We start from the raw sequence: 24,050 nt of genomic DNA on the forward strand, positions 1-24,050 counted from the left end.
TCACCGTTCGATTCTGCCCCCTTAAGCGAACCGCGGTGATTTGCGAACCGATCTCCCGTTGTTTTTTCGAGCGGAATGTCGATATTCACGCGGCTGTGCCGCAGATCGAGGATATCCGCGGAATTGCTAGCGGATTCGGATTGCGATCTTGACCGATCGCTCTGGCCTCGTCCGCGATCAGCCGTTTAGAATCACAGTAAGAGGACGCCCCATTTTTCGAGCGAAGGATCGCCGTGATGTCCAATTCAAATTTCAAGAAACGACGTGGACCTCGAATTCTCATCTCTCGCCTTAGTGCGATTGGTGATGCGATTTTGACATTACCCGTTGCCTGTGCGCTGCGTGCCGAATTCCCCGATGCTTATTTGGGCTGGGTGGTCGAACGCAAAGCGGCACCGATGGTGCGGGGCCACCGAGCTCTCGACGCGGTCATTCAGCTGGACCGCAAATGGTTTGTCTCGCCGTCCGGAATCCAGAACGCGCGGTCGCTGTTGCGGCCCCATCAATTCGACATTTCGATTGACTGCCAAGGAAACACCAAATCGGCACTCGCCGGATGGGTTTCGGGTGCTCACCAACGGATTGGATTCGCGGGAAAACATGGCGGTGAACTCAGCCGGCTGCTGAACAATGTTCGTGTGGCCCCTGCATTTCGCCACGTGACCGATCGTTCGCTTGAACTGCTTTCGCCCCTCGGCCTCCACTCGCCTTCGGTGCGGTGGGATTTGCCCGTTTCGGATGCGTCGGTCATCTGGGCCTCGCGATGGCGACGCACGATCGCCGCTCGGCAATTGGCTGTGATCAATCCTGGTGGAACCTGGAAATCAAAACTGTGGGAAGCGGACCGCTTTGCCCACACCGCCCGCTATCTACAGCAGAAATATGGCTATCGATCCGCCGTGGTTTGGGGCACCAACGAAGAGCGGGAAATGGCCGACAAGATCGTGGCAAATTCCGAGGGTGCAGCTGTGTTGGCGCCTCACACCGACCTTCATCATCTTGCGGCGCTGATCAGTCACGCAAATCTGTTTATCAGCGGGGACACCGGACCGCTGCATATCGCGGTCGCCGTCGGCACCCCCACCATCGGTCTTTATGGCGCGACGCGGCCGGGGGATTCGGGACCGTACGGGCAAGTGGCGATTCAAAAGGCGTACGAACGAGGATCGCGGCGACACCGACGAAACGCCGACAATTCGGCGATGCGAGCGATCACGGTCGCCGATGTCTGTGTGGCGATCGACGAAGTGCATGCCAAACAGATGCTTTTGCAAGCCGCCTGAACACGCACGGTTCTCGGCTGCGGCGGCGACGTGTAGGCTGTTCGCACCATGCACCTATTACTGCCTCTACTCGCCAGCATCCTGTATGTCTGTGGCTTGATCTTTGTCAAACGATCCGGCGCGGCGGGCGCTAGCAATCTCACGATCATTTTCTTGTCGAACGTATTATCGGCGATCGCCTTTTCGTCGCTGTGGGTGATGGGCGGAACCACGCTGGCGTGGACGATGTTCTGGCAACCTGTGGTGATTGCGTGGTTGTTCATCCAAGGATTGGCTTTGACCTTTTTGGCCATTGCTCGGGGGGACGTCTCGATTGCGGCGCCCATTTTTGGAATCAAAGTCGTGTTTGTCGCGTTGCTGTTGACGTTTGTCGGCGGCGAACACTTGCCTCGATCGGTCTGGTACGCCGCGGCATTGGCCGCCGCAGGGATTGGATTGATCCAGTGGACTGGTCGTGGTCAACCGCATGATGTGGTGATGACCATTATCTTGGCGCTATCGGCAGCGTTTTCTTACGCGGCATTTGATTGCTTGGTCCAACTGTGGGCTCCCGCATGGGGAGCGGGCCGGTTGTTGCCGATCGTGTTTTGGATCGTCGGGGGTGCTTCGTTTTGCCTTGCACCTTGGGTCGAGTGGTCCAAGTTCAAAGATGCCACCGTCCGCGCCAATCTGTTGCCCGGTGCGACCTTGGTGGCTTTGCAGGCCATCAGCATTACCGTCGCCATTGCGCTTTTTAATGACGCCGCACGCATCAACGTGGTCTATGCGATGCGAGGCCTCTGGGGCGTCGCGCTGGCCTGGGCGGCTGCCAAGATCTGGGGCGGGGCCGAAGCGAACCATGGCCATCAAACCATGATCACTCGCCTTCTGGGCGCCGCGCTACTAACGGCGGCGGTCATCCTGGTCATCTTCTCGCAGAATTAGTTAGCCCTTGCGGCGAAACCCCACTTGGGTGGCGGATTCGACTTATAATGTCCGACGTCTGCAATTCCCCCCCTCTCGCCTCTTTCCGCCCCGACGTCGAGCGCCGCACATGCCAGCATCCCACCGTATCGTTATTGGCTCACTTGTTCTATTGAGCCTTGTCGTGATCGACCGATCATCCGCGTTCGCTCAATCCGAGCCGGCCGCGACGGTCAAGTGCAGCGAAACACCGCAGGCCATCCACGTCACAGTGCACGGCAAACCGGTGCTGACCTACAACAAGGCATTCCAAGAACCACCCGAGAGCATCGATCCGATCTATCGACGCAGCGGCTATATCCATCCGCTATACACCCCCAACGGCCACATCGTCACAGGCGACTTTGCGCCAGACCATGCGCATCAACACGCATTGTTTGGCGCGTTCGTTAACACGACCTTCCAAGGCAAACACGTTGACTTTTGGAATCAGCACAAACGTACGGGCAACGTGTCGCATCACAAGGTGATCGAGGTCCACAGCGGTAACGACGTCGGCGGGTTTACCGTCGAACTGATCCATGAAGCATTCACCACAGCGGATCCGCCCACGCCGGTGCTGAAAGAGCAATGGGATGTCCAGATCCATGCCATATCCCAACCTGGATTTGTCGTCGATATCCAATCCACGATCACTTGCATCGCCGAATCACCGCTGACGATCAATCCCTACCATTACGGCGGGATGGCATTTCGCGGCAGCAACCAATGGGTCACCGCCGAAAGTGAAAAAGCGATCAATGAATATCTCAAAGCAAAAGAGGCTGGAGAGAATGTTGAAGAACCTGCGATAGAGGTTGCCCGCCATCAATTTTTGACAAGCAAGGGAGAGGGTCGATTCGAAGGCAACGGGTCACACGTGAAGTGGGTGGATTTGTTTGGCCATGTCGATGGCAAACCATGCGGCATCGCGATGCTCGGCCATCGCGAAAACTTTCGCGCACCGCAAGCGGTTCGTTTGCACCCCAGCAAACCTTATTTCTGTTTCGCCCCGATGGTCGATGGCGAGTTCACTCTCGCGCCAAACGACACCTACACCAACCGATACCGCTACATCGCGCATGACGATGCACCGGATAGCGAAGCCATTCAGCAAGCTTGGCTCGAATTCACCAAGTAAAGCATCGGAGGATGGACGAGACGGTCGTCAGCTGCACTCCGCTTGAGCGTATCGTGCAACCGATCAATGATCGGCCGCGGACTAGACGCGTTTCCTATAACGCACCTAGTCCTACGGCGTTTCATCAACCAATCAAACTGACTCGACGCTTGGCGGACATTTCTGTCAGGACGAGTGTCTTGGGCGGGATTAGGATTGGGGCCAAGCGGTCGCTGTGATCGGCTTAGGTCGTCGCTAAACGCATCTCTTCCCATTCATTCACAGCGGGCATCAAATCTTCGCCGGCTGCGGCCAAACCAAATTTCTCTCGCAGATTGACTTCCGGCGAAGCCAGGTCCGCGACCGAATCGATGATCGAATCGGGGCTGAAGGCATAGTTGACCAAATCGTCAAAGCGAGTGCCGCCCGATAGCGCCAACACCGTTTGATACCCCATCTGCACTCCACCAAAAATGTCCGTTTCCATGGTATCGCCAATCACCACGGTCTCGGACGTCGCGAGTCCCAACTGTTTGCGTGCCGCACGCATCATCACGGGACTCGGTTTTCCAACGCTTGCCGCTTTCTTTCCCGTCGCGGTTTCGAGAAAGGCAACAACCGCACCACAACCGGGGCGAGTTCCGCCGGCAGTAGGACAGTTCGGATCGATGTTGGTGGCAACCAGTTTCGCACCTGACAAGATCATCCGTGTCGCGGCTTCCAACGACTCGGCAGTCACCGTACGGCCTTCGCCAACGACGACATAGTCGGGATCGCTATCGACAATCGAGTAGCCGTTTTGGTGCAGAGCCTGCAGCAGGCCCCCTTCGCCAATCACGTATGCGGTCCCGTTAGGCTTCTGCTTCGAGAGAAACCGTGCCGTTGCCATTGCGCAGGTGAAGATATGTTCTTCGCCAACATCGATCCCCATACGTTTCAGCTTCATCGCCACGTCGCGGCGTGTTCGCTGACTGTTGTTGGTCAGGAACAAGAAAGGATGGTCCTCTCTTTTAAGTCGATCAATGAAGACATCTGCGCCGGGAATCAGCTGACTCCCTTTGTAGATGACACCATCCATGTCGATCAAAAATCCAAGTTTATCCGTCACGTTCACTATCTCCGGGGGTTCGAAATACAAATCGAATTCACGGACAACGCAACAACTGTTCCCATTCGCACAGCGCGCCGAACCCCTGGAACCGTTTTTGAACCGCGAAACAGCGATCTCGAAACGGCTGGACCAATTGTCTCCCTTAGGCTCTGCTTTGGGTTAAATAGATCCGTGACGAAAAGAAAGATAAATTCTTCGTGAACGCAAGCAGTGCCACCCCGAGTCTGTGATGACTGCTGCAAACGATAGCAGTCTCGCCGAACACAGCCGCTAAAGCGCTCAGGAAACAGGCAACCACCCGATCAGCGGAACTGCGATCCGCGTCACAAATGATCGCCTTTTCGCCGCCTATTTTCGCTTCATGCGATGGGGCCGATCAATCCGCTCAGGGGGGAAATGCACCTTCAATCGCGGCAAGTCGTCGTATTCGTTCGCCGCCTCGGTTTGCGTTGGCAAATGAGGTTCCGGCTGCGGCGGATCGACGGAGGCTTCCGCCGTCGCAGCCGCACTTTGTTTCGGATCGCTAATTCGCGGTTTGAACCAACGTCCCAAAGGCCCGGCCAATAACGCGGGCAACAAGATAAGGTCCCCTACAAGCGCCGTGGCCAACATCAACAACATCAGCGTTCCAAAACGCTGCGTTGGCGTGAACGTCGACAGTGCAAAGACAAACAGTCCGAGCCCACCAACCACGGTCGTTTGTGTCATCGCGGGGCCGACGCGGCGATACGTCTCGATCACCGCTTCGACACGGGTCATCCCCCGATCGAGATTGGTGCGGAACCACGACAAAAAGTGAATCGTATCATCGACCGCGACCCCCATTGCGACCGAGGCGGTCATCATCGTGCCAATGTCAATTGCGACGTCCAAGTGACACATCACGCCAAACACAAGCAGGACAGGGAACACGTTGGGAATCATCGCGACCGCGCCGGCCATCACCCCGTTGGCTAAATTCGATGGGTTCGCCCAAGACCACGGCAATCGACCGGGGTTCAGCAGCATCGCCATCACGATTGCAATCAGCACAAAGGCAAGGGCAATCGATTCGAGCAAACTATACAGCAACGTCCGCTGAGCCTTGTAGACGACAGGAATCACACCGGTGTAGATCGTTTGTAACGCACCGGAACCCTCGACATTGGGGAACCGGTCCGGCGTCAACGCGGCTTGCACCGGCTTGGATGCCACTTCATTTGCATCGATCCAGCGCTGGGCGGATTCGCGTAGCGCTGGATCGACCGGCTCATCGCCCACCCAAATCACCGCACTGGCGGCTGCCACCATCTGATTCCATTTCTCGCTGCCGATCTCGAGTTTAGATTCCGGGGCGTTGGGATCGAGCCAGCCGACTCGAATCATTTCGTTCGATAACAATTCGTTAAGCGTGGAAAGATAAATGCTACGTGTATCAATCGTCTCGGTATCAATTAGCAAGTCAGCAGTGTCAAGTGATTCTGGCCGCTTGCGACCAAGCACCCTCACAACCTCTTTGCCCGACAATTTCTGAGGCTTGCCATCCGCATCGCGTTTGAGCGAACTCAACAACACTTCGCGAGTATCGTAGGCCCGCATCACGGGCTCGACCGCGGTCCGTAGCGTGCTGATGAAGCGACCATAGTCGACGTCCGACAACGCCCCAACCCGCAAACTGATTCGCCACAATTCGCTACCGGCAAAAGGCCCCTCTTTTTCAATCCGTACATAATCGCTTTCCAGCAATTGGTCACGGGCCTCAAGCAACTTGCGTTTTGCCGTCGAACGACGCAATGCCGAGATACTTAGACCAGAAGACTTGCTTGGCGGGGGCAGCGGCGGCATGAAGGTACTGGCACTCATCGTTTGCCCGACCACATCCATTCCTGTTTCGCCGAGTGTTCGACGCACGACTTGGCTGACGCGAGTAACCATCTCGGCGCGCTCGAGCATATTGAGCGGCTGGGGTTCAATCTCAAGACTGTCCGCTGAGTTTTTAGGGTCTCTCGATTCATCTGCAGCGGATTCGGCAATCGCTGACGACGGCACGCGTATGATCATCTCCATCGGGACCAATTTGCCAAAGTGGTCTTCTAACCATGCATAATCGCGAATGATCCGCGATTCGGAATCAAACAACTTCAACAACTGCACCGATGTTTTGATCTGCAGCAAGCCAAGTGCGCCCACAAACAGCACCGTCAAACAGCCCACACTAACCAGCGCATGATGCGACGTGACCCAGCGGCCCACCGACGCCCACCACTGGGCAAAGTAGCCTTCAGGCGCATCGTCATGAGGACTGCCATTGGACAATGCCGACCGATGAGTCGCCTGTTTGGCCGCCGCTTTTTCTTCGTCGTTGGCAGCTAGGTCCGATGCCGGCGAGAACGTTTGCAGCGCGGCGGGCAAGTAAGAGAACAAGATGCCCAGCGTGACCATCACTCCGATGGCCGAGTACAAACCAAAGTTGCTGATCGGCGCCAAATTGCTGGTAAACAGCGACGCCAAGCCGATCGCAGTGGTGAACGAGGCGAGCGTGCAAGGCAAAATCGCATGCCGCAGCGCGCGTCCGGCCGCTCCGACTTCACCGCCGGCGCGGACCTCGTCACGATAATAATTGACCACATGGATGGCGCCCGAAAGCCCTAGCACGTAGACCAACGAAGGCATGCTCATCAAGATCGCATCGACCTTGCCGCCGGTCCACCACACCATCGCCATGCTGAGCATCGCGGCGCTACCGCCCACCACAAAGACCATCGTGGTGATCTTCAGACTGCGAAAACAGATGTACGACAATACGATCCCGATCACCAGGCTGTAGCCAAGCAAACGGATCAACGTGACGGTTCCCTCTTCGTCGATCGCGACGTTGTCCACAGGCGGACCACCCAATCGCAGTGGCGGCATGCCCGCGACCGTTTCGGCGGGTTCACGATTGAACGGCGGAGGTGCAGTCGATGGCGGCGGAGCAGGGCGAACCCCCGACTCTTCGGCCAACTGCAACAATCGCCCGCGAGGTCCGCCGGCAACTCCACGCCCCAAGACGTACGGCAGGTTGTCTTTGGCAATGTCGGTCAAGGTCACGACCACACACGTCAAACGTGGCGGTGGGGTGACATCGACCGAGTCATAGACGGCGTACCAGACGTAGTCCTGTTCGGCGGTCGAGGCGGCTCGCAATTGGTCAAGCGATCCGTCAAAACGGTCTGCCAAAATCGACTCAAAGTTCTGCTTGACCCGCTCGTCAAAATCCTCCGGCAACGCGTCTCGTCGTGACGCGGGAATCTCGTTGCGAAACGATTCAATTTCCCAATCAAATCCGTAGGGCACCGCGTTGGCAAACAAGGTCCCGGTCAAACGTTCCAACGCCAATCGCCGAGCCACGGTGGCACGCATCGATTCGTCGGTCAAATCGATCGGCCATAGTGCCCCACCCTCGGCCGACAATTCATCCGCGATCGAATCGCCGGTTTCAACCGTATGAAACATCGGCGCACAGATCAGCGACGGGTCATTGTAAAACGGATTGGTCGCTTGCTCTTCGATCGATTCGCCATAGGCGGCAACGAAGGTCCCTTCGAGTGTGTAATTTCCAGTCGCGCGTTTGATTGCGCGGATCAATGCCGCTGGCCCCGACATCGCCTCGTTCCAGCGATACAGATTGCCATCGGGGGTGATATAGTACCAATCCCCCTCTGCCGAACGGACCCATTTCTCTTGCAGATTTCCCCAGTTGTCATGTTTGCGGCCGGTGTTCAACAGCCCTAACTCTTTGCCCTTCTCGCGAGCCCGCGCGTACTCGGCGCGGACTTCGTCAGACCGATCAACGGCAGGATCATATTCGTCGGACTCGTGACGCAGTTTGTGTTCTAGCAACTGCAGACGTTGGTCGCCGCTGGTGCATCCAGGCCATGTCGCCAACACAAAACTTTCGCCCACAAAGTGATCGGCGAACCATTCCAGTTCGGCGGTTTCCGGAAAATCACTCGGCAACCAATCTTTGACTTCGTTCTGCGTCTCGCCCAGACTCAATCGAGCGGCACGAAAGACCGATGGCAAAACGAAGAAAAAAACCATCAAGATGGCCAACGCATAGGTGACCCCCAGCGGGCTGCGTCGCTCTAACAGGGGTTGTTTCATAATGGTGTTTGCGTCGGAAATTCGGATGAAGCGAAAATGGATAAGGATGTTTCAAGGATAAAAGCATTCACGGAACGAGCGTGCGGGGGGGACGGTAAGGCGTCGGCGGTAAGTCGGAAACCCGCATTTTGCCGAACACTGCTTGCTACCGCGTGATTCCGCTCTGGTTTTGGGCGAAATCAACGCTCGCTTTTTACCGCAACCACTCGTTTGCCGGCTTCTATTCCGGCTCGTTTCGTTTATCCGCTCGTTTTATCGTGCCAATCCTCACTGCACGAATAACGCACTTAAGCTAACGATCACGAGCCTTGGGGTCTACTTCACATTGGCGATCCCCAGCGTCATGAATTCAAAGGTTTTCTCTCGGTCAATAGAATGTACCAATCGCGGAATCTGTAGCGACCGCGGCTCACTATCCTTCATCAATCCCCCGGGTTACCGAGGCATCCCAAGTTCCAGGAACACTCGCCCGCCATGTCTCGAGACACCTCCGACGCCGGATTGGATCACGGACATTCTAATCAGCCGATCAGCGAATCGCTCGCCGCTCAATTTGAGGACCACTCATCTGGGGGTGCGAGAGATTATCGATCGTTGCCCCGCCCCTGCCGTGAATCCGGTAAACTCAGGCCCCCTCGCGGTGCAGTCGCGTGCGGGTCGAGCCACCGCATTCGGCTCGGCCACGGCCCACCGCCCCCCCTCCACTCGCCCCGCCCCACCAAACGAGACGTCTGTGATGAAATTGTTTTGGACGCTACCGCCGTTGGCATGGACCGCGCTGTTTTGGATGCTCGCCAGCCCCGCGATGCTTTTTGCCGCCGATCACGGCGATGCCTCGACGGTGTCGTTCACCATTGAACCCACGGTGGCGATGCAAGGCTACGACGGTAACCAATGTTGGGTGCATGCTCGCGCCGGGGCCATCCCGTCGAGCGATCCCGAGGGGCAACCGTCCGTCGTGATGACGATGCAAAAACTACTGCTCAGCGGATCGGACGTTTTTTATCCGCTTCACCAAACTCGCTCGGACAACCTCGGAAAAACCTGGAGCGCCCCCGCCGAACTGGATGCATTTGAGCGACAACGCGTCAGTAATGATGAATCGGCCACGCTTCCGGGCGGCGCATCGGTTGCTCCCGAGTTAGTCCGCGCCGGCGACGAGACCACCGTTTGTGACTTTACCCCCAAATGGCATGCCGCCAGCCAGCGATTGCTGGGCATCGGGCAAACGGTTTGGTATCGCAACAATCGAGTGATGCACGCATCGCCTCGCGGCATTGCCTACGCCGTGTTCGATTCCTCCAAGAACCGATGGTCCGATTGGCAAACGGTCAAGATGCCGGCAGAGGTCAAATTCAACAACGCCGGGGCGGGCAGCGTCCAACGAGTCGATTTGCCGGGTGGCGATGTGCTGTTGCCGATCTATTTCCGAGACCCGACACAGTCACAGTACTCAGTCACCATCGTTCGTTGTCGTTTCGATGGCCATACGTTGCAGTACGTTGAACACGGTGACGAATTGACGATTCCTGTGAAACGTGGTCTGTATGAGCCGTCGTTAACCCAGTTTCGTGGCCGCTACTATTTGACGATGCGGAATGACGACCATGGTTACGTCTGTACAAGCGACGATGGGCTGCACTTTGACACCCCTCGCCGATGGACGTTCGATGATGGTAGCGATCTCGGGAACTACAACACGCAACAGCACTGGGTAACGCACAGCGACGGATTGTTCTTGGTCTACACGCGGCGGGGCGCGAACAACGACCACGTGTTTCGGCATCGCGCACCGCTGTTGATTGGCCAAGTCGACCCGGAATCCTTGCAGGTGAGGCGTGCCAGCGAACGAGTGGTCGTCCCCGAGCATGGCGCACGGCTGGGCAATTTTGGCGTGACCGAAGTATCGCCAACCGAAACGTGGGTAACGGTCACCGAATGGATGCAGCCCGCCGGGGTCGAGAAACACGGCAGCGACAACCGAGTCTACGTCGCCAAACTGAAATGGGACCGCCCCAATCAAGCATGGCTGGGCGATAGCAACACACGCCCCCAATCAATCACCAATGCGAGCAAGGCCTGGGAAACGATCGCTCCCTACTTTTCGCCACCGCAAAAGTTCGTCAATGACTTTGGCGATTACGCTTCGCCGCTAAGGCTGGATGACGGAACGCGGGTGCAAACTCCCGAGGACTGGAAACAACGTCGCAGCCAGATCTTGGCCAAGTGGACATCGATGTTGGGCGAATGGCCGCCACTGATCACGCAGCCTGATGTCGAATCACTGCACTCACAGCGACGCGAAAATTTCACTCAGCACCAGATTCGGTTTCAGTGGACACCAAACGAAAAGACGACCGGGTATCTGCTGGTACCCGATGGTGAGGGTCCTCATCCAGCGGTCGTCACGGTGTTCTATGAACCTGAAACGGCAATTGGGCAAGGAACACCGAACCGCGATTTCGCATTGCAGCTTGCTCGCCGCGGATTCGTCGTGTTGTCGATCGGAACGACCGAGGCGACTGCGGCCAAAACGTACTCGCTGTATCACCCCCGCATCGAGGATGCAAAAATCCAGCCGCTATCGATGTTGGCCTACGCCGCGGCGAACGCTTGGCACGTCCTGGCCAACCGTCCCGAGGTGGATTCGCAGCGGATTGGGATCGTGGGCCATTCGTTTGGTGGAAAGTGGGCGATGTTTGCTTCGTGTTTGTTTGACAAATTTGCCTGTGCCGCGTGGTCCGACCCGGGCATTGTGTTTGACGAAGCGCGACCGAGCGTGAATTACTGGGAACCATGGTACCTCGGGTACCATCCTAAACCGTGGCGGCCGCGAGGATTGATTAGTGATGACAATCCGGCACGCGGGCTCTATCCCAAGCTGGTCGCCGCCGGTCACGATCTGCATGAACTTCATGCATTGATGGCACCGCGTCCCTTTCTTGTGTCCGCTGGTTCGGAAGATCCGCTGTCGCGTTGGCAACCACTGAACCACAGCGTTGCGATCAACGCGCTGCTTGGACACCACGATCGTGTCGCAATGTCGAACCGTCCGGATCACTCGCCAAACGATTCATCGAATGAAGTGATCTACGCGTTTTTTACGCATTTTTTGCGACCTCACTAAGCTCGATTCACCACGATCGCTTCCTTGGTATCCCCCCCCTCACGCTACGGAAAAGCGAAGCACAGGCGATCACGATGTAATCACTTGTTTTTCGCAAACAGACCATTGCATAAAACCAGTGGGTGCGTGAGAATCATGCTTGGTATTGGGAGGCACAGTTCCTTGCAACGCCCGACACGACAACGTGTCGTCCTTCCACTTCATTGCCCGATTCCATTCGATGGTGACAGGGAAGTGAATCCAACCACTTGCCTGCCTCTTTTTTTGATCGCATTCAAAGGACTGATTTCATGCTGCATTTGCCAGGCGAGCCCACGGTTGCGAAGGAACCGTTGGTGGTGCAAAAGCCAGTGAATGACCCGGTGACCAACGAGATTGATCAACTGCGTCGCGACATCTTGTGCAAATTCGAAGCGAGTAGCTACCGACAACTTCGCGGCATTGATGTCACCGTGGGTGACGTCGGAGCCGTAGAACTTCGCGGCGAGATCGAGAGCTATTACCTACGACAAATGGCCTACCAAACTGCGATCGAGATCCCCGGTGTCGATACGGTTACCGATCGTATCACCGTCCGCTCGTGTTAGTGATCCTGTTTCGCTGACGCTTTGAACGGCTTCGGGTGGGGCGCCGTAGCAAACAGCAAGGGGCGTCAGTCGACCGGTGTCTTATTTGTGACAGTTTGCGTCTGATTTGAAACATTTCAGGGCGTTTTTTGCTGCACACCGCCACTCCTCACAGTCGCGGTGGATGTGTTAGGTTGGTTTGGCGAACAAGTCACTTCCCAAACTCACCTGAAACCCAATTCGATGGCAATGCAGCGACGACCTCTTGGCAACACTGGACTGACCCTTCCCGTCCTCGGTTTCGGCGCATCGTCAATCGGTGCCGAATTTCGCCAAGTGGATGTGGGCGAAGCACTCAAAGCCGTGCATGTCGCACTGGATCGCGGGATGAACTACATCGACACCGCGGCCTACTACGGTCGCGGGATGAGCGAGATCATGCTCGGTCGGTTATTGCCCGATGTGCCACGTGACTCGTATCTGCTGAGCACCAAGCTGGGCCGCTTTGCACCGCAGCACTTTGATTTTAGCGCCAAACGCGTTGCTGAAAGCATTGACATTTCGCTCGAACGGATGCGAATCGATCACATCGACATGGTGTTTTGTCACGACATCGAATTCGTCGACCTGGACCAAATTGTCAACGAGACCATTCCCGCGTTGAAAAAGGAAGTCGAAAAGGGCAAGGTGCGTTTCATTGGCGTCAGCGGCTATCCGATGAAGATTTTCCTTGAGATGCTCAAGCGATCCGACCTCGATGTCGTGCTGACCTACAATCATTACACCCTGCAAAACGACATGGCATTGGCGTTGGTTGAGCCCTGTAAAGAACAAGGCGTCGGATTGATCAACGCGGCGCCGTTCTCAGCACGCTTGCTGACCAATTCCCCGCTACCGGAATGGCACAAAGCCACGCCTGAGGTTCGCGAAGTCGCCGCAAAGGCGGCCGCACATTGTGCTGACCAAGGGACCGACATTGCCAAGTTGGCGCTTCAGTATTCGGTCGCAAACGAAGCATTCGCAAGTTGCGTGACCGGTTCGGCAAACCCTGACCGTGTCGCACAGTGGTGCGATTGGCTCGACGAACCGATTGACGAAACCTTGGTGGCCGAAGTGCTCGAGATCCTCAAACCGATTCACAACTGGGTCTACGTCGAAGGCCGTCCTGAAAACAACGACGGCCCCGCCGCCTAGTGTTTCGTTTAGGCTGATTTTGGGGCAGTGAACGAGGCCCGGCGAACGAGGTCCGTAGTGGACGAGGCAACGAGTCCCGTACGCTCGGCAAATGGCAAGGACTCGTTGCCTCGTCCACTACGATCCTCGTCGCGTTGTTCCGCTGCTCCCGTTTTCCATCCGTGCTCCTCTGTTCCGAATAAAACCGCTATGAAATCTTGCATCACCATCAGCCTCGTCGAAGAAGCACGCGGGGGCCCGTTTGTCTTGTGGGACGGGCTCGAAAAATCGATCGCGTTCGCAGGGGAACTGGGATACGACGCCGTCGAGATCTTTGCTCCGGGAACCGAAGCAATCGATGCGGATCAATTGTCCACCCTGCTGGACAAGGCCGGCTTGAAACTTGCCGCCCTGGGAACCGGTGCTGGTTGGGTCAAACACAAACTGCAACTCGCTGACGCCGATGCTGCGAAACGCGAACAAGCCAAAAAGTTCGTTCGCGACGTCATCGATCTGGCAGGTCAATTCGGCGCTTCCGCGATCATCGGTTCGATGCAAGGACGTTCCGATGCGGTGGTGGACGCCCCAACCGCACGAAAATACTTGTGCGAAGCACTCGAAGATGGCGGCAACCACGCCGCCCAATACAACGTGCCTCTGATCTACGAACCGCTGAACCGTTACGAGACGAACCAGTGCTGTACGGTCGCCGACGGGGTGAAGTTGCTCGATTCACTCTCGACCCAAAACGTCACGCTCCTCTGCGATTTGTTCCATATGAACATCGAAGAAGCAGATATTGCCGAAGCATTGATCAGCGGCGGCGACAAAGTCGGACACATTCACTTTGTCGATAGCAACCGCCGCCCGGTGGGCTGCGGCCACATGCAATACGGCCGCATTATCGCCGCGCTTCGCCAAATCAATTACCAGGGATACCTGTGTGCCGAAGCCTTCGCGTGGCCCAATCCCGAAGAAGCGGCTCGGCAAACAATGCGAGCTTTTAAATACTGGACACAGAGCTAATCTTCTTCTTTGCGAAGAATCTCGCGAATTCGAATTCCGAATTTGTCCCCAATTTTGATGGTTTCGCCGATCGCGATCGGCTGGCCCCCTGCTTCGAGCGTCAAAGGCTCGTCACAATGAGTATCAAACGTCAATAACGAGCCTTGCACCAGGTCCACGATTCGGCGAAGCGGCACTTTTTGCCGGGCCAGAGTGACGCTAACGTTGGTGCGAATCGCTAAAACGGCTTTCGAATGTGGTGCCGAGGTATTGATAGCCATACTTCGATCAGGGGGATAGAACGGTCAAAAAACGTCAATCAGGGCTCACAACCGCCCTCGTCCCTATCCTTATCGACCGTTTTGATCGCCAAAGATTGCCCAGAATTCCAGCACGGAGGGCGGAATTCGCTGAATCAAGTTAATTTTTGACGGACACCCCTCACCAGGGGGTGTAGTGGCGGTGGTTGCGTAGATACATTGTTCTGTGCTGAGTCGTTACCCCAGACCGCTTTGGTCCTGGGAAGCTGGCGTCAGCCCGAGAATTCCCTCCAACCGATCTTTGAAAAGAAAGCTTGCGAAATGTGCTTACTGGCCGTTCAGTATCGCTTGGTCCCCGAAAGTCCAATTTTGGTGGCCGCCAATCGCGAAGAATACTACAACCGCTCAAGCTTGCCGCCTTCAATCCAATCTGGCAAGCCCCGGGTTTTGTGCGGGATTGACCAGAAAGCAAGTGGGACGTGGCTGGGGGTTAACCAAAACGGTGTTTTCGTCGGCTTGTGCAATCGTGCAACGTCGATGCCCTTATTTGGCCAACGATCGCGTGGTTTGCTTGCTTTGGATCTGCTGCGTTGCACCACCGCAAACAAGGCGCTCGACAAAGCCCATGCCGAGTTCGCAAAGACTCGCTATGAAGGCTGCAACATCATCATCGCCGACGCTAGCAATGGGTATGCGATTCATGCCGATGAACGCCAAGAGGTGGTTGAACTGCGTGATGGATTGAACATCATCGGTGCTCGCAACTTGAACGACCCCGAAGATCAACGGGTCCAGATGGCGCGTCGCTTGTTGACGCTGCAGACGCTCGATTCGCCAGTGAAATTCTTGGCCGTCGCTAGCAAGGTATTCGCCCGTGCACCCGTCGGCCAAGGACGACCAAGCATGGTGATGCGAAATGCAGAATACGGAACCGTCAGCAGCTCGTTGATCGCACTTGGCGTTAAACCTCGCGATGCGATCTACCAATTCAGCAAGGGCGCACCAGACGAAGCCAAATACGAAGACTTCTCGCCAATGCTGCGTGATATCCTCAGCCGCGGACTTCGCGAAGCCCGCACCAAGGCGAAAGCGACTTAAACATTGCCCCTCAGCGGGACATCACTTGCTTAATCAAACAAGACGGCTCGTCGTGAACATGTTCACAGCGAGCCGTTTTCGTTTTTGCATCACCGTGGAAATCGGAAGCAAGCAAATCAAGCACCTAGACGCTCTCGAGCTTCGTTTGGATTCAGGCGAAAGAAGCGAGAAATCCCATCACCTGCCTCGACGCCGATCAACAAACATTTGTCTTCGTTGCACAGCAGAACATCGATCGCGTCCAACAGTTCGCGTCGCGAGTCGCGTGCGGTGCCATAAAGCCGAGCAACCGGTTGCGAATCGTTGCTGGTAATCAACAGATACTTCGTCCCAAAGCCATGCTTGTTCCAACCTTCGCCACCGGTGCTTTCTAGGATCTCGTTAGATTGCCCGAACAAGGTTTCTAAAATTCCCATCTTCTTGTACTCCAATCTTAGCAAATTTGTTGTCGCAATCCCCGCGCCGCTTTATCTTGACTCGGTCCCTCGGTGACGCGTCGGGTTGGGATTTGCCGAAGCTGGACGCTCTCACACGAACGTCATTCCTCGCTGCAACCGGGCGGCTCGCGCCGCACCGCTACCAAAGTAGATGGCATTGGTAAATTGCTTGCCGCGATGTTGACGCCCGCAACCCTAGCTTATGTAAGCCCCTCAAGAAGCACCCCAACAAACTCGCGTTGAGATCGCCAGTCGGCGTGCGAACGATCATCGGGGTTATGCGGGTTAGCCGTTACTACCGAAGCGGCAATCGATCGTGGTGGTGACGTATCCGATTGACCAAAGCGAACGCCGGGGGCACCGATTGCAGCATAGTGACAATCGCACTGGTGCTGCATTTCCACCGCTTGGCGACCAAGCTCGGCTGTCCACCTGTGGCGTGAAGATCGTTCAGCAGCAGCGCTAACACGGCGGGCTTGTCGACATTGTGTTCGTTCATCCGTTTGACGTTCCCGAGAAACCGTTCTCGAAACTCGGATTCGAACTCCGGCACGGGTCCATCAAACACGGACGTCGTGCGGACTTCGATCGCCAACAGGTATCGCAAACGTTCGAGTGCGACATCGCGGTTCTGGGCTTGGCTTCGCTTCTCGGTCGCCTCAGCAACCTTTGCCGTAGGCCGGTGCAACAGGAATGCCCCCGAGCTGGTCTTGTTGCGATGTTGGCCTCCCGGTCCACTTCGCCGCTGAGTCCGCAATTCGCAATCGTCAAGCAATTTTTCGGGCGTGATCAGACTGGGGTGCAGCCCCGCGTGGATATCGATCGGCAATCGCTGCGATGGCTCGGGCATCTGAGCGGTCGTCGTTCGGCGATCCTGGTTCGAATTAGATTTGGCCACGAATAAACTCGCTGATCCACTGAACAAGATCGACAGCAATCGCACGTGATGGCAATCGAATGACTCCCGAGCATGTGGCGCCAATTGAATCCATCATCTCGGCTGAATTCGAAGGGGGCAAGGGGCACAAAATTTGGTAGTTGGCTTCTTGCGTGATCGATTGCGAGTCGGTCTGAATTGCCGACACCGATTCGATCTCGGATGAAAACACTTCGGTCGCCCCGTTTTGCAAATGAATGCGGACTTGGGTTCCTTGGTTTATTTTGTCATGGTCACGAGCATCGATGCGAAAAACGGCATGCCGCTGCCCCGCAGGACTGATTCGGCACCAAGATTCACGTGAACCAGCGACGGCGCCGACTTGGCCCGCCATCCAAATCGACGATGATGGGTTGGCCGATTCGTAGCGTGGGCTTGGCGGCAACACCGTCCCCGCCACCGGAGCGACGACGTTGGTTTGATCAAGTCGGCCGTGGACATCGTCTAATAACATTTCCACCGATGTTTCCGCTGCTTGTAACGTCGTCCATTGCGATGCCACTTGCGGACGATCCAGTGCGTTGCGACGCGCAAGATTGTTCCGTAATTTGGCTAATCGTAATTCGCCGTGAAGCCGTGCCGCTTCAATCCGTTCGTGTTCGTTGGTCAGCGTGGCGATCAATTGGTCGGCTTGAACGTGTTGTCCCACCTCGATCGCGACCGAATTGATTTGGCTGTCCGGCGGCAAGAACACGTTGACGGCATCGGCCGAGTCGACGATTCCTTCGACGTGACGGTAGCGAGGCACGGGCAGTAGTAGCGCCGCGATCAAAAATCCCATCATCGTCAATACAATGGCGAAACGTCGCCACAAACGAACGTTCATCCAATGTCCCTCGCCTCGTAGGATTCCAAAGCTCGATTTGATTTGACGCAAGATCATCGCGGCTGCCGCCAAAGTAACCACCACAACGGCAACGAACCGTAAATGTACCACTCCGGCTAGGCTAAGAATCAACGTAGCAATCGCCACTAGAATCAAACTGCGGTAGATCAGCGACGCCACGTGATAGATTGACAACGCGATGCCGCGGACACCGCATCGCTGGAATCGTCCATACGCCTTGCCGGCGATTCGGCTGGTCACGGTGGCTTGAAAACAGTCGCGTGCTTCGCGACGTAAATTCGTGCTTCGCACCCAATCCATCAACACGAAATAACCGTCATACCGCATCAACGGATTGGCGTTAAATAGCACCGTGCTTATCCCACAGACAATCATCAAATTCATTGCCAGCAGTCGGATAGCGGGATCATTCGCAGCGCACCAGACAAAGGTTGCAATCGCAGCGATAATCAATTCGACGTAAATCCCCGCTAACATCACCGCCGCACGGCTGATGGCCGAGGGCAGTCGCCACACGTCGGTCACATCACAATAGGGCGACGGGACGCCACAAAACAAAAACACGCCCACCGATTTGCTCCTCGCCCCCATCCGCCGACACATCACCGCATGCGACAATTCGTGAACCGTTTTGGTCGCCAAGAATGTCACGGCGATCAATAGCGAATTGGTGGTCGATAAAAAGTGTGGCAGGTTCTGCAGCCCGTGAATCCACTGCGGACTGCGTGAAAGCGCCAGTAGCAATGCCGCCGCGATCAATCCACTCCAGAACACGATCGCAACGGGGGCAAACAGGACTCCGCTGTATCCCGCCATCCATTTGGCGATCCCGTCGATCGATCCCAACGGGATACGAATGGCGAGCAAGGAAGAACGTTGACTTGCGATACTCGATCGTGTCCGTGTCCATCCAGCATGGTGGGCCTGTTTCCACAACGTCGCGGTCGCATCGCGGCGACAAAGTTGCAGCCATGCTCGCTCGGTAATTCTCGAAAATTGGCCGCTGACATCATCGATGACCAGCCGCGAAGCGCGTTGCCCTTCATCGATCCGAATCGAATCCAGATCGCTGCGAATGCTCAATCGCGGCGTTTCGATAGCAGGCGTGCTGGACATGAATGATTAGAGTCGTGCCTCCGACACTATGAGTTGCGAGTTTTTCACAACCCGACGCGTAAGCGAGGGAATCTTTATTTTGACTCGGTCCCTCGCTGACGCGTCGGGTTATGATTTGCCTGAAAAAACGACAATAGCGCAACTTAAAAAGCGACGCTTCGGGTTGTGTATTATCGACAAAGTAAAAATCCCATGAAACCTACCGCAACCGTTGACTCGGGTAGACGATCGGCGCCGAAGCATTTTCTGCAACAGGCTGGTTTACAAACACCGTCATCCGCACTTCGGTCCCTGGGACCAATTGCCATCGCGACGGATCATTTTCATCCCGCCGATTGATCACTTCCGCATGCAACCGATAACGTGCTCCGGCTAACACCTGCGGATCGAGTGACAATACCGAACCACGTAAAGATCGTTCGACACCGCTGTGTGAATCCACCCAGCGAACGCTGATCGGCAATCCCTGGCATTGCCCCATCGGCAACGCATCGAGTCGCACGAGTGCATGGACGTGCAGACGATCCAGACGAGCGACGGTGGCGATTGCCTCTCCTTTTTCGATCCATTCGCCGGGCGAACGGCTAATTTCAAGCACCGTCCCAGCCAACGGGCTGGTGATCTCGAGATTGCGAAGTTGGTCATCAAGCATCGCGACATCGGCTTCCCGCATCTCAACTTCGACTTGGGCTTCGACACGTCGCTTCTTAGCCAACGCGACTTCTAATTCGCCACGTTCTACTGCAAGACGTAAACGGCGGAGATGGCTGAGCGGGATCGCGCCACTAACATCTTTCTGAATCGAACGGTTGGAATCCAGTTCGGCTTCGGCTTCGGCCAATGCCGTTTCCGCGTACCGAAGTTCAACATCGTCCATCGCGGTGCGCCGCGCATGATCGAGTCGCAGCGTCGAAGCCCGATGCCGAATTTTCAGCGATCGATCATCCAAGCGAGCGATGATGGCATTGCTGTCGATTGGTTCATTCAGCTTGACATTGACCGCCGCCACACGTCCCGATTCGACACTCGGAACATGCACTTCCTCGGCGAAACGGACGACACAATCGGTAACCTCAATCGTGCTGTTTTCCGCAGCCAAACTGCTGCCCAGCCATGTCAAACTGGTCAAAAGACACAGCGAGCGTGATACGAGAGTGATGATCTTCATGCTGCGTTTTCCGTGGGTTGGGAACGGGCCGACCAATACAATCCGATCGTGCTGCGAACCGCTTCAAACGCGTCATAGAACAGCACTCCGATCGCGGGTTTGGTTTCACAGCGAAACAGGACTCGCACCGGCGATCCCGAGACGGGGCCCGCACCAAACAGGGCGCCGATATCGTCACCGTTTTCGATACGCAGCACCACCGCTTTGGTGTCGGTGTCGTCTTTGACGTTACGCATCGATGGACCAAATTGCTGGACCACGGCGTTGTGATTGGGCGTTTCGCTACCATCGATCAAAACGGCGGTGCGAAGCGTTTCCGATTTCAGTGCCGAACGGACCGAGGCAATTCGTGAGAGCGGAACGCGAGCGTCCACCAACCAAGCCGTGTCCTCGCCGATCACCTCGAGCAGTTTGTCGCCTCGCACGACGGGCCGACCGAGCAAACGACGTCGGATTTGCCAACTGTCGACCACGCCATCTTCACTGGCACGCAATACCAACGATTCTTTGACTTGCCTCAATATCTGCAATTGATCGTCAATCGCTTGCAATTCCTCGGCAACCAAACTTCGCTCGCTCTGAATTTGTTCGCTGCGATCACGGTGCGATGCTGAATCCACCAGCGCCGTGGTGACGGCAGCTTGTTTTTGCAACAGGACGGCATGTCGTCCAAGCAACGTCGTGATCTGTTTTTCCAGTTCAGGATCGTGCATCGTCAACAGAGCTTGACCACGGCGGACACGATCACCATGGGAAACATGGATCTGTTTGACAATCGCACTGCGTGACGCAAACAGCGACTGAATTTTTTCGGGTCTCAGCGTGGCTGGCGTGGTAACCACCATTGGCACGGGCAGCAGTGCGACGACGGCAATCAGTGTCAACATTGCAATTGCAAACCCTCGCGCCAACCAATTTCCGCTGCGTTGGCTACGGCTTTGGTTTGCAAACGACACCAACCATTGGCCACCCGGGATCGCTTCAATACTTTTGCGATGGCGAATCGCAAGTCCGGCGTGTTTCGCTAACCGCTGCAGATCATTGGCCATACCATGGCAATCGATCGTCGAATCCGCGTTGGCTAGGCCGACCAAGCAGAGCGAATCGCAAGCTTCCGCGGCGACCACAACACGGGGCTGCAGCGGCGTGCTGGGTTTGTCGTCAGAATCGTCTGCTTCCAACACCACATAGGTTTCGGGAGTGTAAAACGATTCCGCTGTGGCAATCATCTGTTTCGCGGCGGCCCCGCGAATGTCGATTGTATTGACGTAGCTCACCGCACTCAGTTGGGCCACGTCATTGCGAAGATAACAGAGCCCGACGCGATCGAATCCAAATAGATCCGAAGCGGCGTCGACCACTCTCGCTTCGATCTTTTCACGACTCGTTAATCCGTGGATCGATGCAATCACGGCATCGACTTGTTCGCTTCGCTGTCGTCGGCGATGCAAGTCGCGAAGTTGATCGCTGCGTAAAAATTCGCCAGCAAGGTCGGCCATCTGAGCGACAAAACGCAAATAACCACGTTGGGTTGCAACGCCACATTCTTGTTCGAGAAAGACTTCGAGTAGGTACGATTCGCCCGTGTTGGCCGAATCGCACTGGATCGGAACCACGGCGGCGGGAAAGTCGGTTGGATTGGCGGGCACCTCGGGATCGGACGCGGCCGGAGTGGCCGGCACGACGACAGGCTGGGCTGCGTCGCTGACTTCCAACAGCATACGATCGTGGGCCGCCACCGAGCCCGCCGGAATCGAGCGGTCGGTGATCTCACCAATCCGGTGAACGACGCTAAGAACGGGTGTCGCAGCGGCGGCAGGAGTGTTCGATCCGGCTGCAATCCCGGCGTGATGCGCGGCAACCGGTTCACTGCGATCGATTTGCCATATCAAGACACCTTCGGCAGCCATCGCTCGTAGGATACGATCTGCCAACATGCCCAAAAATTCAGCACGCGATCGCTCGCTGCGGACCGCCAACGCGATCTCGCGAACCATCTCGGAAATCTCGCGTCGCGTTTCATCGACCAGCGATTCGGCGGCCCGTGGCCCGTTGGTCGCAGGCGCAGCCGCATGCGGGCGGAGCGGCGAGCTCGCAGGCGAAAAAACGAATGGAGCGTCCGACGTGGCCGAATTCACGAGATGGGCTTGGTTCGTAAACGGGTGGTTTGGTGAAGGGGAAACGTCACGATGTCGTCCCAAGGGATCCATCGACAACAACTCAGGTATCAAAACCAAGCGAATCGAGCAATGTGAATTGCGAATTGACGGCAAATCCTCGTTGCGGAGGGCTGACTCGCGTGGGGCAAATTGCCCCGGACTGATCATGAACCGATCTCGCGAAAGTCCGTAAAAGCTGGCGTAGAACCACCTAACCGAGCGGCTTGCGGCCGCTGGTATCCGATTTGCTACCCTTAAAATTCGTCTTGAAATCGGGGCGTCGTTTTCGCTACGGCGTTACCGCAACGTCCCTAAAATTTCCCGCCTTCATGGAAAAAACGAGAAACAATGTTTGAAGCCGATACCACGGAAAAAACCAACCGCGGAACTCCATCATTGGACTCGCAGCTGGTCGAGGAAATCCAGCGGCATGGCGAACCGATGCAGCGGTTGGCCAACGAGGTCGCCAAAACGCTGGTCGGACAACAGGTGCTCGTCCATCGTTTGTTGGTCGGACTTTTGACCGGCGGTCATTTGTTGATCGAAGGCGTTCCAGGGCTGGCCAAGACGACCGCCGTGGCGACGCTCTCGAAAGCGATCCATGCCAATTTCCAGCGGCTGCAATTCACCCCCGACCTGCTTCCGGCCGACTTGATCGGAACGCAAGTCTATCGACCGGCACAACAAGAATTTGTCGTCCAAAAAGGTCCGATCTTTGCCAATTTGATCCTCGCCGACGAAATCAACCGGGCTCCGGCAAAAGTGCAAAGTGCACTGCTCGAAGCGATGCAGGATCGCCAAGTCACGATCGGCAGCGAAACATTCCCGCTGCCTGATCCGTTCCTCGTGATGGCCACACAGAACCCAGTCGAGCAAGAGGGAACGTACCCGCTGCCCGAAGCTCAGATGGACCGTTTTATGATGAAGGTCGTCGTCGACTATCCGACTCGCGACGAAGAACTCGAGATTCTCAGCCGGATGTCGCGAACACGCCGTGTGGACGAAGTCGTAGCGGTCACCACGCCCGAAGAGATTGTCCGTGCTCGCGACCTTGTCGACCAAGTCTTTGTCGATCGACGCATTGCCGAGTACATCGTCGATTTGGTGATGGCGACACGTAAATGCGAGGCCTACGGTTTGCCGATCACCCAGTGGATCCAGTTCGGTGCGTCGCCACGTGCGACGATCAACTTGACATTGGCCGCCAAAGCGAACGCGTTCTTGCATCGCCGAGCCTACGTCACGCCTCAGGACGTCAAGGATATTGCGATGGATGTGCTGCGGCACCGTGTGATGATCACCTACGAAGCCGAAGCGGAAGAGAAAACAAGCGAACACATCGTACAAATGATTTTGGACGCAGTTGCGGTGCCGTAAGCCCGCTGATATTTCCGATGCCATAAACCCCGTAGTGGATCTTGCTAAAGATCCCATGCGGAAAGGATCTTCAGCTAGATCCACTGCATCAATCATGCGGACAGGATCTTTAGCAAGATCCACCACGTCAGCGATTGTTCCAACGCGGATCAATGGTTAACTCGCCCTCCGTTGACTTGTTTTGTAAGAGACCCAACAA

At 56.1% G+C, this 24,050-nt stretch carries 17 protein-coding genes; 9 read left to right on the forward strand and 8 right to left on the reverse strand.

What is annotated here, in order from left to right; genetic code table 11:
• The first annotated feature begins 236 nt into the window (after positions 1 to 236).
• The 3 genes from ABEA92_RS10320 to ABEA92_RS10330 all read left to right on the forward strand — a co-directional run bounded on the left by ABEA92_RS10320 (position 237) and on the right by ABEA92_RS10330 (position 3,366).
• Positions 237 to 1,283 carry a glycosyltransferase family 9 protein gene (locus ABEA92_RS10320; protein WP_345683750.1) on the forward strand — a complete coding sequence of 349 codons (1,047 nt, stop codon included), beginning with the start codon at positions 237 to 239 and terminating at the stop codon, positions 1,281 to 1,283.
• Between the two features lie 48 nt (positions 1,284 to 1,331).
• Positions 1,332 to 2,207 carry an EamA/RhaT family transporter gene (locus ABEA92_RS10325; protein WP_345683751.1) on the forward strand — a complete coding sequence of 292 codons (876 nt, stop codon included), beginning with the start codon at positions 1,332 to 1,334 and terminating at the stop codon, positions 2,205 to 2,207.
• Between the two features lie 163 nt (positions 2,208 to 2,370).
• The gene (locus tag ABEA92_RS10330; RefSeq protein WP_345683752.1) at positions 2,371 to 3,366 is read left to right on the forward strand and encodes a DUF6807 domain-containing protein; all 996 of its coding nucleotides are present in this window, start codon (positions 2,371 to 2,373) and stop codon (positions 3,364 to 3,366) included.
• A 223-nt stretch (positions 3,367 to 3,589) separates the two neighbouring features.
• Here ABEA92_RS10330 and ABEA92_RS10335 read toward each other — a convergent pair whose 3' ends face one another.
• Positions 3,590 to 4,423, reverse strand: a complete 834-nt coding sequence (locus ABEA92_RS10335; protein ID WP_345684031.1) for an HAD-IIA family hydrolase — start codon at positions 4,421 to 4,423, stop codon at positions 3,590 to 3,592.
• 381 nt (positions 4,424 to 4,804) lie between these two features.
• Entirely contained in the window at positions 4,805 to 8,581 is a 3,777-nt protein-coding gene (locus tag ABEA92_RS10340) for an efflux RND transporter permease subunit (RefSeq protein ID WP_345683753.1), read from the reverse strand.
• 736 nt (positions 8,582 to 9,317) lie between these two features.
• Here ABEA92_RS10340 and ABEA92_RS10345 point away from each other — a divergent pair.
• The 4 genes from ABEA92_RS10345 (at position 9,318) to ABEA92_RS10360 (ending at position 14,473) form a co-directional block, all read left to right on the forward strand.
• A complete protein-coding gene (locus ABEA92_RS10345; protein ID WP_345683754.1) occupies positions 9,318 to 11,708 on the forward strand; it encodes a dienelactone hydrolase family protein in 2,391 nt (796 codons plus the stop codon).
• Between the two features lie 290 nt (positions 11,709 to 11,998).
• Entirely contained in the window at positions 11,999 to 12,295 is a 297-nt protein-coding gene (locus ABEA92_RS10350; RefSeq protein ID WP_345683755.1) for a BON domain-containing protein, read from the forward strand.
• Positions 12,296 to 12,517: 222 nt separating this feature from the next.
• The gene (locus tag ABEA92_RS10355; protein ID WP_345684032.1) at positions 12,518 to 13,468 is read left to right on the forward strand and encodes an aldo/keto reductase; all 951 of its coding nucleotides are present in this window, start codon (positions 12,518 to 12,520) and stop codon (positions 13,466 to 13,468) included.
• A gap of 189 nt (positions 13,469 to 13,657) precedes the next feature.
• The gene (locus ABEA92_RS10360) at positions 13,658 to 14,473 is read left to right on the forward strand and encodes a TIM barrel protein (protein ID WP_345683756.1); all 816 of its coding nucleotides are present in this window, start codon (positions 13,658 to 13,660) and stop codon (positions 14,471 to 14,473) included.
• On the opposite strand, the gene ABEA92_RS10365 is transcribed toward ABEA92_RS10360, so the two are convergent.
• Positions 14,470 to 14,733, reverse strand: a complete 264-nt coding sequence (locus tag ABEA92_RS10365) for a FliM/FliN family flagellar motor switch protein (protein ID WP_345683757.1) — start codon at positions 14,731 to 14,733, stop codon at positions 14,470 to 14,472. The two genes, ABEA92_RS10360 and ABEA92_RS10365, sit on opposite strands and share 4 nt — an antisense overlap.
• A gap of 300 nt (positions 14,734 to 15,033) precedes the next feature.
• Between ABEA92_RS10365 and ABEA92_RS10370 the strand changes: the two genes are divergently transcribed.
• Entirely contained in the window at positions 15,034 to 15,810 is a 777-nt protein-coding gene (locus tag ABEA92_RS10370) for an NRDE family protein (protein WP_345683758.1), read from the forward strand.
• 116 nt (positions 15,811 to 15,926) lie between these two features.
• On the opposite strand, the gene ABEA92_RS10375 is transcribed toward ABEA92_RS10370, so the two are convergent.
• The 5 genes from ABEA92_RS10375 to ABEA92_RS10395 all read right to left on the reverse strand — a co-directional run bounded on the left by ABEA92_RS10375 (position 15,927) and on the right by ABEA92_RS10395 (position 22,642).
• Positions 15,927 to 16,226, reverse strand: a complete 300-nt coding sequence (locus ABEA92_RS10375) for a hypothetical protein (RefSeq protein ID WP_345683759.1) — start codon at positions 16,224 to 16,226, stop codon at positions 15,927 to 15,929.
• A 316-nt stretch (positions 16,227 to 16,542) separates the two neighbouring features.
• Complete coding sequence (locus tag ABEA92_RS10380) at positions 16,543 to 17,145, reverse strand: peptide chain release factor family protein (protein WP_345683760.1); 603 nt, start codon at positions 17,143 to 17,145, stop codon at positions 16,543 to 16,545.
• Positions 17,132 to 19,147 (reverse strand): site-2 protease family protein, encoded by a 2,016-nt coding sequence (locus ABEA92_RS10385; RefSeq protein ID WP_345683761.1) that lies wholly within the window; start codon positions 19,145 to 19,147, stop codon positions 17,132 to 17,134. The genes ABEA92_RS10380 and ABEA92_RS10385 overlap by 14 nt, the downstream gene beginning before the upstream one ends.
• A 199-nt stretch (positions 19,148 to 19,346) precedes the next feature.
• Positions 19,347 to 20,315 (reverse strand): HlyD family secretion protein, encoded by a 969-nt coding sequence (locus ABEA92_RS10390; protein ID WP_345683762.1) that lies wholly within the window; start codon positions 20,313 to 20,315, stop codon positions 19,347 to 19,349.
• A complete protein-coding gene (locus ABEA92_RS10395) occupies positions 20,312 to 22,642 on the reverse strand; it encodes an efflux RND transporter periplasmic adaptor subunit (RefSeq protein ID WP_345683763.1) in 2,331 nt (776 codons plus the stop codon). The genes ABEA92_RS10390 and ABEA92_RS10395 overlap by 4 nt, the downstream gene beginning before the upstream one ends.
• A 180-nt stretch (positions 22,643 to 22,822) precedes the next feature.
• Here ABEA92_RS10395 and ABEA92_RS10400 point away from each other — a divergent pair, with 180 nt between their 5' ends.
• Positions 22,823 to 23,851, forward strand: a complete 1,029-nt coding sequence (locus tag ABEA92_RS10400; RefSeq protein ID WP_425572421.1) for an AAA family ATPase — start codon at positions 22,823 to 22,825, stop codon at positions 23,849 to 23,851.
• Positions 23,852 to 24,050 lie beyond the last annotated feature (199 nt).

Origin of the sequence: Novipirellula caenicola (genome assembly GCF_039545035.1) — a bacterium.
In the GTDB taxonomy this organism is placed as follows: domain Bacteria; phylum Planctomycetota; class Planctomycetia; order Pirellulales; family Pirellulaceae; genus Novipirellula; species Novipirellula caenicola.